This window comes from Tsuneonella sp. HG094 (assembly GCF_053819285.1).
In genome coordinates this window covers 2,811,154-2,827,203 of record NZ_JBSORA010000001.1, presented here as the reverse complement: position 1 = coordinate 2,827,203, position 16,050 = coordinate 2,811,154, and the positions used below count along the sequence as shown (strand labels likewise).

Genomic DNA, 16,050 nt, shown 5'->3' with positions numbered 1-16,050 from the left:
GCATCAATTGCGCGCCGGGCGCTCCGACTGGCGGATGACCATGTCGCGCGCCGCGCGGTAATCGCCCGCTTCGCGCTGGACATCGAGGCGTTCCCGGTCGGTCTTGCGGTAGTGGTCCTCGGCTGCGTCGATGTCCTGTTCGGAATCGCCCAGCGCCTCGAGCGCGGCGCGGCCCATCTTGACCGCCGATTCCATCACTTCGCGGACCGAAAATTCGAACGGAGCGTCCTTGAGATCGATCAGCGTGGTGCGATCGAACGCGCGCAGGAACACGCGCGCCTGCGGAAACGCCTCCTGCACCGCGACGAGCAGTTCGCGCTCGACCTGGTTGCCGTCCATGCAGAAACAGATCACCGCAGCTTCCGCCGCGCCCGCTTGACGCAGCAGGTCGATCCGCGTGCCATCGCCGAAGTAGACCTTGCTGCCGAACTCCCCGGCGACGTCAATCATCTCGGTGTCGGTGTCGATCAAGGTCACTTCGATGTCGTTCGTGATCATCATCTGCGCGACGGTCTGCCCGAACCGGCCGTAGCCGACCACGAGCGCGGCTGCTCCGTCGGAGCGTGGCCCCTCGCGGCCTTCCTTGGAATTCGGGGTGCGGCGCAGCGGTGCCGACAGCATCATCAGGAACGGGGTCGAGGCCATCGACAGCGTCACCACCGCGCCGAACAGACTCGCCGCCTCGGCACTGATAAGCAGGCCCGACTGTGCCTGCGCGAACAGCACGAAGCCGAATTCGCCGCCCTGGCTCAGCAGCAGCCCGAGGCCGAGCGACGCGCGCCAGCCCATTCGCATCAGCATCCCGAGCCCGAAGATCATCGCCGTCTTGATCGCGATCAGTCCGGTTGCCATCGCGAGGACGAAGACGGGACGCTCGGCGATCGCACCAAGGTCGAGCATCATGCCGACCGCGAGGAAGAACAGACCGAGCAGGATCGAGCGGAATGGCTCGACGTCGGTCTCGAGCTCGTGGCGATAAGGCGTATCGGCGAGCATCACGCCCGCGATGAAGGCGCCGAGCGCGGTCGAGAGGCCGAGCAGTTCCATCGTCGCGGCGCTCGCGGCGACGGTGAACAGCGCGGCGACAATGAACATCTCGCGCTCGCCGAAGCGGCCAATCAGGCGGAACAGCGGACGGATCAGGAAGCGACCGGCCAACAACAGCCCGGCGATCGCCGCAATCGTGATCAGGGCGAGCTGCCAGCCGGGCGGACCTGTCTCGTCCGCCGGATTGCGGCTCAGCGCCGCTATCAGAGTGATCATCGGGATGATCGAAAGGTCCTGGAACAGGAGGACCGAGAACGCGCGCTCGCCGAACGGGGTCCGCAGGCGCCCGGCCGATTGGAGCATCGGCAGCACCTGCGCGGTCGAAGACAGCGCCAACGGCAAGCCAAGCGCTAGCGCCGCCGCCCAGCTGAAGCCGGTCGCAAACCCGATCGCCGCCGTCAGCGCGATGCCGCAAAGGGCCACCTGCGCGAGGCCGAGACCGAAGATCTCCTTCTTCATCCGCCACAGGCGCTGCGGCGCGAGTTCGAGACCGACGACGAACAGCAGCAGCACGATGCCGAGTTCGGCGATGGCGATCTTGCCTTCGGCCTCTCCGGTCAGGCCCAGTACCTGCGGCCCGATGATCGCGCCCGCGACGAGGTAACCGAGCGTGGCACCCAGCCCGAGCCGTCGGAACAGCAGCACCGCGGCCAGCGCGAAGCCGAGCATGATCACGCTGTCGCGCAGGAAGTGCGAGGCGGCTTCGTGCTCCATCAGAGCGTCTTCAGGAAGGCGATCACCTCGGCCCGCTTGGCGGGATCCTTGACGCCGGGATAGACCATCTTGGTCCCCGGCACTGCGGACATCGGCTGGGTGAGGAACCTGTCGAGCGTGGCGTCGTCCCACGTCAGGCCCGATGCCTTCATCGCCGGGCTGAAAGCGTATCCGGCCACGTCGCCCGCCTTGGTGCCGTAGATCCCGGCGAGCGAGGGGCCGATGCTCTGCTTGCCGGGTTCGATTTTGTGACAGACCTGGCACTGGGCAAACGCCGCGGGCGGCTTGGCGGCGGCAGTCGTGGGGACCGGGACGGAAGGCAACGCCGGCACCGTCGGCACAGCCGAAGGCGCGGGCGATACACTATTATCCGGGGCCGTACTTTCATCGGCCTGCCCGCATCCTGCGATCAGGAGCAACGGAAGGAAGGCAAGGCTGCGGCGCATCGAAACGGTCCCCTTTGGCGCGGCGCGCCGTCGGGGTTTGCGATAGCCCCGCAGCGCGAGGCGTCAAAGCCGCAAATTCGCCCGCACCCCGATCATGTCGATGCCAGGGTTCTGTTGCGAGTTGAACAGCCGCGCATTGGAGATATGCACCCAGCTCGCCTCGACGCTGACGCGGGGGGCGACATTCATGCCGACCGCGATCTCGGGCTCGAACAGCACGCGGCTGCCGAGGTCGGTGCGCACGCCCGTTGCCGGATCGACCCGCGTGCCGGGCGCATTGTGCACGACGAGCCCGACTCCCGGACGAACGTAAACCGGGCCGAGACCGAACTTGCGGCTCACGCCAACGCCCGCGAAGTCGGTGCCTCCCTCGGCCGAATTGACCGATCCGAACACGTAGGGCTCGATCTTCAGGAGCGGCAGCACCGGGTCCGCCCGATAGCCGAGCTGCAGATCGACGCCCTCCTCGTTGGTGTTGAGCGTGAAAGGCGTATCGATGGCGTGCTTGTATACCCCGCCGTAAAGCTCGCCGGCAGTGGCGGGAACGGCGCTGGCGGCAGCGAGCGCAACGGCGGTCAAGGCGAAGAATCGGATCATGCGCCGCAATTGGCTGTGGCAAGCTTGCCGCAAGCTGAAAGCAAATCGCGGGGGATCGGACCAGCGTTCTTTCCCCCCATCGCCTCCGAGCCTATCCGGGCCGGCTTTATGCCACACACGCAAGGCCCCGAAACCGGAACGGCTTGGCGGCGCGAGATCGCCGCGACGCTGGCGCTCGCCTGGCCGCTGGCGGCGGCGAACCTGCTGCAGATGCTGGTCCACGCAGTCGACGTAATCTTCGTTGCCCGTCTGGGCGAGCGCGAACTCGCCGCCTCGGCGCTTGGGATTGCGCTGTTCGGGCTGCTGATGTGGGCGCTGTCGGGACTGACGGGGATCGTCGCCGCGCTGATCGCAGAGGAGCTCGGCCGCCGCCGTCACGCGGTGCGAGAGGTTCGCCGATCCGTCCGCATGGCGCTGTGGCTGGCGATGGCGAGCGGCATCGTCGGCATGGCGATCTGCTGGCAGGGCGAGGCGATCATGCGCGCCACCGGGCAGGGGGAAGTCCTTTCGGAGCGAGCAGGCGATTTCCTGCGCGTGATCATGTGGGCCATGATTCCGATGGTCGCGGCGAGCGTGCTGCGCAACTTCGTCAGCGCGTTGGGGCGGCCGATCTTCGCGACCGCGATCACCTTCGTCGCGCTCTTCGCGAGCCTGCTGTTCAATTACGCATTCGTGTTCGGCAACCTCGGCGCACCTGCGCTTGGCCTCGAAGGATCCGCGCTCGCAAGCGTGCTGACTGCGCTGGTGCAGTTGGCGAGCTATGTCGTCGCGATCCTCACCGACCGGCGGCTGCGACGCTACCGCATCTTCGGCAACTGGTGGCGCCCGGAATGGAGCCGGTTGCGCGATCTCGTCCGGCTGGGCTCACCGGTGATGGTCATCATCATCGCCGAGGCCGGGCTGTTCAGCGGCGCGGCGATCCTGATGGGCCGGATCGGTGAGGCCGAACTGGCAGGCCACACGGTCGCACTCCAGCTCGCGGCGCTCGCGTTCCAGATCCCGTTCGGCATCGGGCAGGCGGCCACGATCCGCGTCGGCTACCACTTCGGCGCGCAGGACCACGGCGCGATCGGCCGCGCGGGCTGGGTCGGGATAGCGATCGCGGCCCTCTTCATGACGACGACCGCGGCGGCGATGCTGCTCGTCCCTGACCTGCTGCTGCGCATCTATATCGACCCCGCCGCGAAGGCGAACGCGGCGATGGCGGCCTTCGCGATCCAGTTCATGGCGGTGGCGGCGGCGTTCCAGCTGTTCGACGGCATACAGGCGGTCGCCGCCGGCGCTCTGCGCGGCCTGCAGGATACGCGGATGCCGATGCTGATCGCCATCTTCAGCTACTGGATGCCCGGCTTCGGCGTGGCGATCTGGCTCGGCTTCTTCACGCCGCTGGCAGGGATCGGGGTGTGGATCGGCCTCGCGATCGGTCTCGTCTTCTCGGCGGTGCTGCTGACGTGGCGCTGGGCGCGGCGCGAGCGACTGGGGCTCGTCCGCGCAAATTAATCCGCTCGGCCCACCGCGAGCGCACCCCACCCGACGAGATTCTTGCACGCACCCGCTTGACCTCCATCTCGCGCGCATTAAATGCGCCTGCGCTGGCACTCTCCATGCGTGAGTGCCAATCGAACCCGTGAAATACCAGAGAGAGGCAAAGCATCATGGCATTCCGTCCGTTGCACGACCGCGTTCTCGTCCGCCGCATCGAGGCCGACACGAAGACCGCCGGCGGCATCATCATCCCCGATAGCGCGCAGGAAAAGCCGAGCGAAGGCGAAGTCGTCGCAGTCGGTTCGGGCGCCCGCAACGACCAGGGCGTGGTCACCCCGTGCGACGTCAAGGCCGGCGACCGCGTGCTGTTCGGCAAGTGGAGCGGCACCGAGGTCAAGATCGACGGTGAGGACCTCCTCATCATGAAGGAAAGCGACATCATGGGGATCGTCGGCTGATCGCCGCATCCTGACGCTTTTCACAACCCAGACAAATTCCAGGAGAAACGAAAATGGCAGCCAAGGACGTCCGCTTCTCGCGCGACGCGCGCGAGCGCATCCTGACCGGTGTCGATACCCTCGCCAACGCGGTGAAGGTCACTCTCGGCCCCAAGGGCCGCAACGTCGTGATCGACAAGAGCTTCGGTGCCCCGCGCATCACCAAGGACGGCGTGACCGTCGCCAAGGAGATCGAGCTCAAGGACAAGTTCGAGAACATGGGCGCGCAGATGCTGCGCGAAGTGGCCTCGAAGACCAACGACAACGCCGGTGACGGCACCACCACCGCCACCGTGCTCGCGCAGGCGATCGTGACCGAAGGCATGAAGTCGGTCGCCGCCGGCATGAACCCGATGGACCTCAAGCGCGGCATCGATCTTGCGGTCGAGAAGGTCGTCGAAAACCTCAAGGGCCGTTCGAAGGCAGTCTCCGGCTCGCACGAAATCGCCCAGGTCGGCATCATTTCGGCCAACGGCGACAAGGAAGTCGGCGAGAAGATCGCCGAGGCGATGGAAAAGGTCGGCAAGGAAGGCGTGATCACCGTCGAGGAAGCCAAGGGTCTCGAATTCGAGCTCGACGTCGTCGAGGGTATGCAGTTCGACCGCGGCTACCTGTCGCCGTACTTCATCACCAACCCCGACAAGATGACCGTCGAGCTGGATAACCCCTACATCCTGATCCACGAGAAGAAGCTGTCGTCGCTCCAGGCGATGCTGCCGATCCTCGAGGCCGTGGTGCAGTCGGGCCGTCCGCTCCTCATCATCGCCGAGGACATCGAGGGCGAGGCGCTCGCCACGCTCGTCGTCAACAAGCTGCGCGGCGGCCTCAAGGTCGCGGCGGTCAAGGCGCCCGGCTTCGGCGATCGTCGCAAGGCGATGCTGCAGGACATCGCGATCCTGACCAAGGGCGAGATGATTTCCGAAGACCTCGGCATCAAGCTCGAGAACGTCACCGTGGGCATGCTCGGGGAAGCCAAGCGCGTCTCGATCGACAAGGACAACACCACGATCGTCGATGGCGCCGGCTCGCACGACGACATCAAGGCACGCGTGGGCGAAATCCGCACCCAGATCGACGCCACCACCAGCGACTACGACCGCGAAAAGCTCCAGGAGCGTCTCGCCAAGCTCGCCGGCGGTGTGGCCGTGATCAAGGTCGGCGGTGCCTCGGAAGTCGAGGTGAAGGAGCGCAAGGACCGCGTCGACGACGCACTCCACGCGACCCGCGCCGCGGTCGAGGAAGGCATCGTCCCGGGCGGCGGTACCGCGCTGCTCTACGCTTCGAGCGCGCTCGAGGGCCTGGCCGGAGCCAACGAAGACCAGACCCGCGGCGTCGATATCGTCCGTAAGTCGCTGACCGCGCTGGTCCGCCAGATCGCCTCGAACGCCGGCCATGACGGCGCGGTGGTTTCGGGCAAGCTGCTCGACCAGACCGATACCTCGTTCGGCTTCAACGCCGCGACCGACACGTACGAGAACCTCGTGACGGCCGGCGTCATCGACCCGACCAAGGTCGTGCGCACCGCGCTGCAGAACGCGGCCTCGGTCGCCGGCCTCCTGATCACCACCGAAGCGGCGATCAGCGAGCGGCCCGAGGACAAGCCGGCGATGCCGATGGGCGGCGGCGGCATGGGCGGCATGGGCGACATGGGCTTCTAAGCCCGAGTCCATCCGACCAAGCAGACAGAAGGGCCGGGGGAGCGATCCTCCGGCCCTTTCTGCATGCGAATGAAGCGCTTGATCGGTCGCATTTGGTGTTCCGACAACGATGAAGTTCCCGCGCCGTACCGCAGGACCCTCACCATTCGTCGCGCGAGGCTTGCGCAAAATTTCTCGATCCCGTTAATTCAATACAAAGCATGACGGGATTATTGAGGGGGTCATGGTATTGGGACGCATAGGACGGCTCGGCGCCGCAATCGCTCTTGGTCTGGCGAGCCTTTCGGGCACCGCGCAGGCGGCTGAAACCAGCGAATTCAACAATCTCTTCGATGCCATGCTCGGCACCGAGGCGCGCAAGCCGCAGAGCTTCCAGACCGTTCAGGATTTCCCGCTCGCCCAGACCGTGGCGCGGATCGCCGACGGGTCGGCGGGGCGCATCGGCGTTTACGCGGTCGACCTCGCGTCGGGCCGCGAAGTGTCGGTCCTCGGCGACCAGCGCTTTCCGATGGCCTCGACCAGCAAGATCGCCATCGCCGCGACTTTCATGGAAGGCGTCGAGAAGGGCCGCTGGACGCTGTCGAGCGAGTTCCCGCTGATGGTGCCGGTCGCCTCGGCGCGGTTCTCGGGCAGCAAGGCCCCGGTCAAGCCCGGCCAGTACATGAAAGCCGTCGATCTGATCGAGATCATGATCACCCGCTCGAGCAATCCGGCGACCGATGCCCTGCTCGCGGTCGTCGGCGGTCCGGCGGCGGTCAATAGCTGGGCCAGCCGCAACGGCATTTCCGATTTCAACATCACCCGCGACATCGCCACCCTCGTCCGCGACGATGGCGAGGTCGATCCGGCCAAGCGCATCGACGTGCGCGACAGCGCCACGCCGCAGGCGATGGTCCAGCTCCTGTCGGGCCTCTACCAGGGCAAGTTCCTCAAAGATTCGAGCCGCCGCGTCATCCTCGGTGCGATGGAGCGCTGCCGTACCGGCACACGCCGCATTCCCGGCATGTTGCCCGACGGCGCCCGCGTTGCCCACAAGACCGGCACGCTGAGCAACACCGCGAGCGACATCGGTATCATCCACACGCCCGACGGCCGTGCGATCGCCGTGGCGATCTACGTCACCGGGCAGGGATCCAAGCCTGCGCGCGATGCCAAGATCGCCAGCATCGCCCGCGCGCTCTACGATGGCTACCAGACCCAGCCGCAGGTTGCCGGCCGCGCCTACGCCACCGCGACCTACTGAATTTCTTCGCAGTTCCGCTCCCATCCGCGCGGTTCGCGCAGCGTGAACGTGCGCCTTCGATCACTCGTCGCGCGCCAGCGGCGGGCAAACGAAAAGGGCGGCGCCTTGCGGCACCGCCCTTCTACGTTTTTCGCTTGTAGCGAAGGCTCAGTCGGCCTTGGCTTCGGCGGTCGACTCGTCCTGCACTTCGGCTTCGGCAGCGGCAGCAGCTTCGGTCGTCGCGGCAGCGGCTTCGGTCGCGGTGGCTTCGACGGCTTCGCCAGCGGCTTCAGCGTTGGCTTCGGTGTCGGCCATCGCCGAATCAGCGGTCTCGGCAGCGGCGTCTTCGGTCTTTTCCGAGCAGGCGGCGAGGGTGAGGGCGGCGCCGGCAGCGGCGGCGGCGAGAATGATCTTACGCATAACAAGTTGTTCCTTTGAACGAGCCCGGCGGTATCCGCCGTGCCCCGCCTAAATAATGGCGACTTTGTGGCATCGCAAGCGAATTTGCACATTTTCGCCGCAATTCGGCCGCAAATCGCCTTGAAGTCGCCGGATTTCCGCCATTTTTGGCGTGCGCCGAATCCGGCTGACCAAGCCGTGCGCGGCTGCTAGCAGGGCGACGATGGCAGACAAGCAGCACCTCTACCTGGTCGATGGATCGGCCTATATCTTTCGCGCCTACCACCGCCTGCCGCCGCTCACGAACCCCGCGGGAACGCCGGTCGGCGCGGTCTATGGCTACACCACGATGTTGTGGAAGCTGGCCGACGACCTCCACAAGGCGGACGGGCCGACGCACCTTGCGGTCATCCTCGACGCCGGGGCGACAAGCTTTCGCAACGAGATCTACGATCAGTACAAGGCGCATCGGCCCGACCCGCCGGAAGATCTCGTCCCGCAATTCCCGCTGATTCGCGATGCGACCCGGGCCTTCAGCCTGCCGTGCATCGAGGTGCCGAACCTCGAAGCGGACGACCTCATCGCCAGCTACGCGCGCGAGGCGACGCGCAAGGGCTGGGATGTGACGATCGTCTCGTCCGACAAGGACCTGATGCAGCTCGTCGGCAAGTGCGCTGAAGGCGGCGGCTGCATCGACATGCTCGACACGATGAAGAACCAGCGGATCGACATTCCCGAGGTCGTCGAGAAGTTCGGCGTGCTGCCAGAACTCGTCGGCGACGTGCTCGCGCTGATGGGCGACAGTGTCGACAACGTGCCCGGCATCTATGGCGTCGGGCCGAAGACCGCGACCAAGCTGATCCAGGAATACGGCAACCTGACTGCCGCGCTCGACGCGGCGCTGGACATGAAACCGTCGAAGCTCAAGGACCGACTGATCGAGGGCCGCGAGATGGCCGAGCTGTCGCGCGTACTCGTCCAGCTCAAGGAAGACTGCGATCTGCCGGTTCCGATCGACGACATGAAGTTGGAAGGCGTCCCGCCCGAACCGCTCGCGGCGTTCCTTGCCGAGCACGGCTTCACGAGCCTGCTCAAGCGGCTCGATGGGGGCAAAGGCAGCCCCGACCGGCCGACCCAGCTCAACCCGGCCAAGCCGCAGACCGCGGGCGCGCCCGCCAGCGCGTCGGGCAATCGCCAGCCCCTGCCCGACATGCCGCCGGTCGATCGCAGCGCCTACGAGTGCGTGACGACCATGGAGCGGCTCGACCACTGGATCGCACGCGCCTTTGCCGCCCGGGTGGTCGCGGTCGATACCGAGACCAGCAGTCTCGACGCCATGCGCGCCGAACTCGCCGGGATCAGCCTCGCGCTCGGCCCCAACGACGCGTGCTACATTCCGCTCGGTCACGGCGGGTCGGACATGTTCGCCGAGAAGCCGCAGCAGGTGGACCGGCAGGCCGCCTACGACGCGCTGCGCCCGCTGCTCGAGAGCGATGCGGTCCTCAAGGTCGGGCAGAACATCAAGTACGACCTCAACATCCTGTCCCGCTGCGCGAAGATCCAGGTCGCGCCGATCGACGATACGATGATCGTTAGCTTCGCGCTCGACGCCGGGCGCAGCCTCGACGGGATCGGCGGCGGGCACGGGATGGACGAGCTGAGCGAACGCCACCTCGGCCACACCACGCTGGCGTTCAAGGACATCTGCGGGACCGGCAAGAAAGCGATCCCGTTCGGGGAGGTGCCGCTCGACAGGGCGACCGAGTACGCCGCCGAGGATGCCGATGTGACCTGGCGCCTGTGGAAGACGCTGCGGCCGCGCCTTGCCGAGGAAGGCGGCACGCAGGTCTACGAGCGGGTCGACCGGCCCCTGATTCCGGTGGTCGCATCGATGGAGCGCCACGGCATCAAGGTCGACCGTGCGCGCCTCGCCCGGCTGAGCGAAGAATTCGCCACCGAGATCGCCCGCATCGAAGACGAGATCCACGCCGATGCGGGGATGAAATTCACCATCGGCAGCCCCAAGCAGCTTGGCGACGTGCTGTTCGACAAGATGGGTTACAAGGGCGGTCGCAAGGGCAAAAGCGGCCAGTATTCGACCGACCAGGCGATCCTCGAAGGGCTGGCCGCACAGGGGGCCGAGGTCGCCACGAAAGTTCTCGAATGGCGCCAGCTCGCCAAGCTCAAGAGCACCTATACCGACGCTTTGCAGGCGGCGATCAACCCCGATACCGGGCGCGTGCACACCAGCTATAGCCTCGTCGGTGCGCAGACCGGGCGGCTGTCCTCGACCGACCCCAACCTGCAGAACATCCCGATCCGCACCGAGATCGGCCGCCAGATCCGCGAAGCGTTCGTGGCCGAGCCGGGCAACGTCCTCCTCGCGGCCGACTATTCGCAGATCGAACTGCGCCTCGCCGCGCACATGGCCGACGTGCCGCAGCTGAAGGAGGCCTTCGCCGCGGGCGAGGACATCCACGCGCGCACCGCGCTGGAGATGTTCGGCGAGGTCAACCGCGACACCCGCGCCCGCGCCAAGACGGTCAACTTCGCGATCCTCTACGGTATCAGCCGCTGGGGCCTCGGCGGGCGGCTCGGGATCGAGGCGGACGAGGCGCAGGCGATCATCGACACCTACTTCGATCGCTTCCCCGGCATCCGGAACTACATCCACTCGACGCTCGAGAGCGTGCGCGAGAAAGGCTATTCGCAGACCCTGTTCGGCCGCAAGACGTGGTTCCCGCGCATCCGCTCGGGCAACCAGGCGGAGCGGCAGGGCAGCGAGCGCGCGGCGATCAACGCGCCGATCCAGGGCACCAGCGCGGACATCATCAAGCGCGCGATGGCGCGCATGACACCAGCGCTGGAAGACGCGGGCCTCGGTCACGTGCGGATGCTGCTGCAGGTACACGACGAACTTGTGTTCGAACTGCCGGAAGGCGACGTGGCCGCCGCATCGCCGGTGATCGAGCGGATCATGGCCGAGGCCGCGCTGCCCGCAGTTGCGCTCGACGTGCCGCTGGGGATCGAGATCGGGCACGGGGTAAGCTGGGGCGCCGCGCACTAGTCCTTGTCGCTGGCGCGATCCGGCCCTAGTTCCCGCCCCCGTGGACGCGACCAGCACCTCGACGGGCAAGACCCCCGCGCGCTTCGGCCTGCCGCGCTCACGCGGAAGCTGGAGCACGCTGGCGACCTTCGGCGTGGTGGCAGCGGCGCTCCTGACCGCGATCTTCCTGATCTTCCAGACCGTCGAGGCCGAGCGCGTCGAACGCGCGCAAGTCCAGCGGACCAACGCGATCCTGCTGGAACTCCGCAACGTCAGCCGCTCCGCGCTCAATGCCGAGACCGGCCAGCGGGGCTATCTCATCACGCTCGACCGGCGATACCTGCAATCGTACCATCTCGGGCGCGAGACCTACCGTCCGGCAATGGACCGTTTGCGTGAATTGCTGGGTGACGATCTTACCGCTCGCCAGCGCGAACTGGTCGACGAGATCGAGAACCTTGCCGACACGAAGTTCGCGGAGATCGACCAGTCGCTCCGCCTGATCGGGCAAGGCGACATCATCTCCGCCCGCCGGCTCGTGCTCACCGATGAAGGGCAGGAGGCCATGGAACGCCTGCGCCATTCGGTCCGCGAGATGGAGGACATCGAGCGCGGCGTTCTGCTCGAGGCATCGACCGACGCCGCCCGCGCCGAGGGACGGGTTCTTCCGCTTCTGTTCGGCCTGCTAGGGCTCATCCTGATCGCGTTGTGGCTCGGGCTTCGCCTGTCGGTGCGCGCGGCGAAGGCTGAGACGGAGGCCGCGCAGGCGGCGGCGCTTGGCGAAGCGCGCGACCGTGCCGACCTGCTCGCGCGCGAGCTCAACCATCGGGTCAAGAACCTGTTCGCGGTGATCCTCGCGATCGTCCGCATGAGCGCCAAGGACAGCCCGGAGGCCAAGCCCGTCACCGACCGCATCGCCGAACGCATCCATGCCCTGCTGACCGCGCACGAGGTGACCCAGGGGACGCTCGACACCCCGGTCGCCTCGTTGAAGGCGCTGCTGGACACGACGTTCCGGCCCTATCTCACCGCGGATCGCACGGTGGTGCTGGAAGGGCCGGAGGTATTGTTGCCCGCCAAGCAGGTGACCCCGCTCGGCCTCGTTCTCCACGAACTGACCACCAATGCCGTGAAATACGGCTGCTGGTCATCGGGCGGCGAACTCAAGGTGACATGGCGGCGCGCCGACGCAGAGCTGGCGATTGACTGGATCGAGGACTGTCCGGCCGAGGGAATCGAGCCCGAGCGGCACGGCTTCGGCAGCATGCTGATGACGGGGGCGTCCAAGCAGCTGCGCGGCTCGATCGAACGCAAGTTCACGCGCGAGGGTGTGCGCGTCGCCATCCGCCTACCCGCGACCGACTAGGCAGCTTGCCTTGGCGGCCTGCGCTCCACTAGGGCACGCAGCCATGTTCCGCGAACTCGACCCTTCCCGCTATTCGATCGACTGGGCGGCGGCGATGCACGCCGCGATCTATGTCGGCGGCGCCCTTCTCGTAGCGGCCCTGTTGCACCGCCTGTTCTTCATGATCCTGGCACCCATCGTCCGGCGGACCGAGACCACCGTTGACGAGATGGTGCTCGACAGGCTGCGCAATCCCTCGCGATGGGCGCTGGGCGCGCTGGCGCTCGCCGGGGCCGCGCAGGGCGATCCGTGGGTGGCGATCGTCTGGAGCGCAATCGCTCCGTTCGCGGTCCCGGCGCTGGTCGGATGGATGGCCTACGCGCTCGTCCGCGCCTTTGCCGCCGCGCTGGAGCTGCGCGCCGACGCGACGGCGGACCTTGCCGCCGCGCGCAGCCGCCGGACGCGCATTGCGATCCTCTCGCGCACGGCGGTCTTCGTGGTGATCGTGGTGACGGTCGGGATGATGCTGCTCGCGATCCCGGTGGTCCGGCAGGTCGGCGTGACCCTGATGGCATCGGCGGGTATCGCCGCGCTGTTCGTCGGCGCCGCGGCCCAGCCCGCGCTCAAGTCGCTGATCGCGGGTCTGCAGATGGCGATCACCGAGCCGATCCGCATCGGCGACCTCGTGGTAATCGACGGCCAGACCGGCCGGGTCGAGGAAATCCGCATGAGCTTCGTCGTCCTGCGCCTGTGGGACGAACGCATCGCGATCGTGCCGACGAGCCGGTTCCTCGACAACACGTTCGAGAACTGGTCGCGCGCGAGCGAGATGCTGTCGGGCGCGGTCCTGCTCCAGCTCGACCCGGCGACCGACGTCGCGCCGGTCCGCGCCGAGTTCGAACGTTTCCTCGCCACCCAGGCCACCTGGGACAAGCGCATGGCCCGCGCGGTCGTGACCGAGGCGCGGGCGGGATCGATCGAACTGCGCCTCGCGATGAGCGCGGCGACGATCGCCGACCTCGGCGACCTGCGCTTTGCGGTGCGCGAACACATGCTCGACTGGCTGCGGACCGAGCAACCCGCCGCACTGCTGCACGGCGGGGACCCGGCCTAGCCAGCCGTTACTGGTCGTCCCGCCGGTCGACCGCTGCGGGGGCGTGCTTGTGCTCCCGCGTCGGCGTAAGCATACCTTCGGATACGAAGCCGATACCGGTCGCCGCCTCGACGACGCGCTTCTTCAGCTCGCCGCGCATCTTCTTGTATTCCTCTTCCATGGCCGGAGTGACGGTGGCGCGCGAATCGTCGAGCGCCTCGGCGAAGTCGGCCGCGGTCACTTCGGACACGTCACCCCCCAGACGGCGCAGCGCCGTCAGGCCTGCACGGCGCACCACGTCCTCGAGGTCCGCCCCCGTGAACCGCTCGGTATCGGCCGCCACCTTGCCAAGGTCGACGTCCTTGGCGAGCGGCATGTTGCGGGTGTGGATGCCGAGAATTCGCTCGCGGCCGGCCTTGTCGGGTGTCCCGACATAGACGAGTTCGTCGAACCGGCCCGGCCGGAGCAGCGCCGGATCGACCAGCGTCGGCCGGTTGGTCGCGCCGATGACGACGACCGACTGCAGCTCTTCCAGCCCATCCATCTCGGCGAGGATCGTGTTCACGACCCGGCCCGTCACCTGCGGTTCGCCCTGCCCCGACCCGCGCGCGGGTACGAGGCTGTCGATCTCGTCGATGAAGATCACGCACGGCGCCACCGACCGCGCCCGCTGGAACAGCCGCGCGATCTGCTGCTCGCTTTCGCCGTACCACTTCGACAGGAGGTCCGAACTCTTCATCGAAATGAAGTTGGCTTCCGCTTCCTTGGCAACGGCTTTGGCAAGCAAAGTCTTGCCCGTCCCCGGAGGCCCGTAAAGCAGGAAGCCCTTGGCCGGCCGGATGCCCAGTCGGCGGAAGGCATCTGGGTTCTTCAGCGGTAGCTCGACCCCTTCCTTGAGCTTGTCGATCGCGTCGGTCACGCCGCCGATGTCGGACCAGCCGACGTTGGGGACCTGCACCATCACTTCGCGCATGGCGCTCGGTTGGACGCGCTTCAGTGCTTCGACGAAGTCCTCGCGGCCCACGTAGAGCTCCTCCAGCACCTCCGCCGGGATCTCGCGCGCGTCGAGGTCGAGCTTGGGCATGATTCGGCGCACCGCCTCGATCGCCGCTTCGCGGGCGAGCGCGGCGAGGTCGGCACCGACGAACCCGTGCGTCGTGCGCGCCAGTTCGTCGAGATCCACCTTGTCGCCCAGCGGCATCCCGCGGGTATGGATCGACAGGATTTCGCGGCGGCCCTTCTCGTCGGGCACGCCGATCACGATCTCGCGGTCGAAGCGGCCAGGGCGGCGCAGCGCCTCGTCGATCGCATCGGGCCGATTGGTGGCCGCGATGACGACGATGTTGGAGCGCGCCTCCAGCCCGTCCATCAGCGTCAGGAGCTGGGCGACGATGCGCTTCTCGGCTTCGCCCGACACCTGGCTGCGCTTCGGCGCGATCGAATCGATCTCGTCGATGAAGATGATCGCGGGCGAGTTCTTCGCGGCCTCCTCGAACACCTCACGCAGGCGCTTTTCACTCTCGCCATAGCCCGAGCCCATGATCTCGGGCCCGTTGATGGTGATGAAGTGCGCGTCGCTCTCGTTGGCGACGGCCTGGGCAAGGCGCGTCTTGCCGGTGCCCGGCGGGCCGTGGAGCAGCACCCCCTTCGGCGGATCGACCCCGAGTCGGGTGAACAGCTCGGGATAGCGAAGCGGCAGCTCGACCATCTCGCGCAATTGCTGGATGGTATCGCCGATCCCGCCGACATCGTCGTAGTTCACGACCGCGCGGCCGTCGCGCGGCTCCTCGAACTCGGACCGCAGCTCGACCTCGGTGTTCTCGTCGATGTGGACGATGCCCTTCGGCGTCGTCGACACGACCGTGAGGCGAATCTGGGTAAGCGCATAGGCCGGTTGGTTGAACATCCGGCTGACCTGCGGCGGCATGTTCTGGACCGGTTGCTGGCCGGTCGTCGCCACGACGTCGCCAGCGACCAGAGGCTTGCGAAAGAAATTGCGCTGGAGCGCCTGGGTCGGACCCTGAAGACGCATCTCGCGTTGGGCGGGCGCGAACACCACGCGGGTGGCGGGCCGCGATTCGGCGGCGCGGATCGTCACATGCTCGCCCGAGCCGATCGCGGCATTGCTGCGCTGGAGGCCGTCGAGCCGCACGACCTCAAGCGACTGGTCCTCGTCATAAGCGGGGACGGCGATGGCCACCGTCGTCCGCTTGCCGGTGATTTCGATCACATCGCCCTCGGTCACGCCGAGCGCCTGGAACGCCGCGCGCGGCATGCGAGCGATGCCCTGGCCGCTTTCCTCCTGCCGGGCTGCCGCCACTTGCAGGCGGATCGTATTGTCGGTGGTTGCCGTGTCGGCGTCCGCGTCGGCCATGAAGGGCCCTTCCTCTCGTCATTCGCTGGAGTGCCCACAACAGCTAGGAAGTGGACCGCCATTTGCCAATGAACGGGGAGCGATTCGGTGCCGGAACGCGGGCGGCGGACGAAAAGAAGGCCCGGAG

The 16,050-nt window shown here is 67.1% G+C and carries 12 protein-coding genes; 7 read left to right on the top strand and 5 right to left on the bottom strand.

Annotated elements, in window-relative coordinates; translation table 11 throughout:
• Window positions 1-3: 3 nt before the first annotated feature.
• From ACWPMX_RS14045 to ACWPMX_RS14035, 3 genes are all read right to left on the bottom strand, one after another.
• On the bottom strand, window positions 4-1,761 hold the full coding sequence (locus ACWPMX_RS14045) for a monovalent cation:proton antiporter-2 (CPA2) family protein (RefSeq protein WP_455700615.1): 1,758 nt from the start codon (window positions 1,759-1,761) through the stop codon (window positions 4-6).
• Complete coding sequence (locus ACWPMX_RS14040; RefSeq protein ID WP_455700614.1) at window positions 1,761-2,207, bottom strand: c-type cytochrome; 447 nt, start codon at window positions 2,205-2,207, stop codon at window positions 1,761-1,763. The genes ACWPMX_RS14045 and ACWPMX_RS14040 overlap by 1 nt, the downstream gene beginning before the upstream one ends.
• A 63-nt stretch (window positions 2,208-2,270) precedes the next feature.
• Window positions 2,271-2,804 (bottom strand): acyloxyacyl hydrolase, encoded by a 534-nt coding sequence (locus ACWPMX_RS14035; RefSeq protein ID WP_455700613.1) that lies wholly within the window; start codon window positions 2,802-2,804, stop codon window positions 2,271-2,273.
• 108 nt (window positions 2,805-2,912) lie between these two features.
• Here ACWPMX_RS14035 and ACWPMX_RS14030 point away from each other — a divergent pair, with 108 nt between their 5' ends.
• The 4 genes from ACWPMX_RS14030 to ACWPMX_RS14015 all read left to right on the top strand — a co-directional run bounded on the left by ACWPMX_RS14030 (window position 2,913) and on the right by ACWPMX_RS14015 (window position 7,687).
• The gene (locus ACWPMX_RS14030) at window positions 2,913-4,304 is read left to right on the top strand and encodes an MATE family efflux transporter (protein ID WP_455700612.1); all 1,392 of its coding nucleotides are present in this window, start codon (window positions 2,913-2,915) and stop codon (window positions 4,302-4,304) included.
• A gap of 155 nt (window positions 4,305-4,459) precedes the next feature.
• A complete protein-coding gene (locus tag ACWPMX_RS14025; RefSeq protein ID WP_455700611.1) occupies window positions 4,460-4,747 on the top strand; it encodes a co-chaperone GroES in 288 nt (95 codons plus the stop codon).
• Window positions 4,748-4,800: 53 nt separating this feature from the next.
• Window positions 4,801-6,444, top strand: coding sequence for a chaperonin GroEL (gene groL / locus ACWPMX_RS14020; protein ID WP_455700610.1), 1,644 nt, complete (start codon window positions 4,801-4,803; stop codon window positions 6,442-6,444).
• A gap of 223 nt (window positions 6,445-6,667) precedes the next feature.
• Window positions 6,668-7,687, top strand: coding sequence for a serine hydrolase (locus ACWPMX_RS14015; RefSeq protein WP_455700609.1), 1,020 nt, complete (start codon window positions 6,668-6,670; stop codon window positions 7,685-7,687).
• Window positions 7,688-7,834: 147 nt separating this feature from the next.
• Here ACWPMX_RS14015 and ACWPMX_RS14010 read toward each other — a convergent pair whose 3' ends face one another.
• The gene (locus tag ACWPMX_RS14010; RefSeq protein WP_455700608.1) at window positions 7,835-8,086 is read right to left on the bottom strand and encodes a hypothetical protein; all 252 of its coding nucleotides are present in this window, start codon (window positions 8,084-8,086) and stop codon (window positions 7,835-7,837) included.
• Between the two features lie 202 nt (window positions 8,087-8,288).
• On the opposite strand from ACWPMX_RS14010, the gene polA reads away from it, so the two are divergent.
• From polA to ACWPMX_RS13995, 3 genes are read left to right on the top strand one after another with little or no spacing between them, the layout of a single operon-like run.
• Window positions 8,289-11,132, top strand: a complete 2,844-nt coding sequence (gene polA, locus ACWPMX_RS14005) for a DNA polymerase I (RefSeq protein WP_455700607.1) — start codon at window positions 8,289-8,291, stop codon at window positions 11,130-11,132.
• Window positions 11,133-11,172: 40 nt separating this feature from the next.
• Complete coding sequence (locus ACWPMX_RS14000) at window positions 11,173-12,477, top strand: sensor histidine kinase (protein WP_455700606.1); 1,305 nt, start codon at window positions 11,173-11,175, stop codon at window positions 12,475-12,477.
• 43 nt (window positions 12,478-12,520) lie between these two features.
• Window positions 12,521-13,570, top strand: coding sequence for a mechanosensitive ion channel family protein (locus ACWPMX_RS13995; protein WP_455700605.1), 1,050 nt, complete (start codon window positions 12,521-12,523; stop codon window positions 13,568-13,570).
• Between the two features lie 7 nt (window positions 13,571-13,577).
• Here ACWPMX_RS13995 and ACWPMX_RS13990 read toward each other — a convergent pair whose 3' ends face one another.
• Window positions 13,578-15,923, bottom strand: a complete 2,346-nt coding sequence (locus ACWPMX_RS13990) for a CDC48 family AAA ATPase (protein WP_455700604.1) — start codon at window positions 15,921-15,923, stop codon at window positions 13,578-13,580.
• Between the last annotated feature and the right edge of the window lie 127 nt (window positions 15,924-16,050).

Coding starts and splice junctions, on each gene's coding strand:
- ACWPMX_RS14035 (WP_455700613.1), bottom strand. CDS start 2,804: ATGATCCGATTCTTCGCCTTGACCGCCGTTGCGCTCGCTGCCGCCAGC.
- ACWPMX_RS14010 (WP_455700608.1), bottom strand. CDS start 8,086: ATGCGTAAGATCATTCTCGCCGCCGCCGCTGCCGGCGCCGCCCTCACC.
- ACWPMX_RS13990 (WP_455700604.1), bottom strand. CDS start 15,923: ATGGCCGACGCGGACGCCGACACGGCAACCACCGACAATACGATCCGC.
- polA (WP_455700607.1), top strand. CDS start 8,289: ATGGCAGACAAGCAGCACCTCTACCTGGTCGATGGATCGGCCTATATC.
- ACWPMX_RS14040 (WP_455700614.1), bottom strand. CDS start 2,207: ATGCGCCGCAGCCTTGCCTTCCTTCCGTTGCTCCTGATCGCAGGATGC.
- ACWPMX_RS14015 (WP_455700609.1), top strand. CDS start 6,668: ATGGTATTGGGACGCATAGGACGGCTCGGCGCCGCAATCGCTCTTGGT.
- groL (WP_455700610.1), top strand. CDS start 4,801: ATGGCAGCCAAGGACGTCCGCTTCTCGCGCGACGCGCGCGAGCGCATC.
- ACWPMX_RS14030 (WP_455700612.1), top strand. CDS start 2,913: ATGCCACACACGCAAGGCCCCGAAACCGGAACGGCTTGGCGGCGCGAG.
- ACWPMX_RS14025 (WP_455700611.1), top strand. CDS start 4,460: ATGGCATTCCGTCCGTTGCACGACCGCGTTCTCGTCCGCCGCATCGAG.
- ACWPMX_RS14045 (WP_455700615.1), bottom strand. CDS start 1,761: ATGGAGCACGAAGCCGCCTCGCACTTCCTGCGCGACAGCGTGATCATG.
- ACWPMX_RS13995 (WP_455700605.1), top strand. CDS start 12,521: ATGTTCCGCGAACTCGACCCTTCCCGCTATTCGATCGACTGGGCGGCG.